This window comes from Vibrio sp. 1288 (assembly GCF_033344475.1).
Map to the genome: position 1 here is coordinate 1 of NZ_JAWPOX010000789.1, position 262 is coordinate 262.

1 protein-coding gene is annotated in these 262 nt (G+C 46.9%); it reads right to left on the reverse strand.

The annotated features are described in order from the left end of the window. Positions 1-262 (reverse strand): TonB family protein (locus R8O11_RS29380; protein ID WP_318195143.1); only part of this gene is annotated, 262 nt, incomplete at both ends.

Here is a 262-nt window from a genome sequence, read left to right on the forward strand (position 1 = left end):
TACGCTTTGGCTCTGCATCGATCACTTCAATGTCTTTTGGACGACCTGTCGTGTCAATCGTAAAGCGCATGATCACATAGCCTTCAACCTTGCGTTTTAATGCTTTACTTGGGTAACGAGGTTCAACTTTATACAGCGGTAACGCTTGTTGATTGCCCATGGTTCCCTTTAGGTTTGGCGCATTAATCGCAATACCATCTAACGCCGTGTTTAACCCAAGCGCGCTGATCGGTGTTACTTGGCTCATCGGCTCAACTTGCGT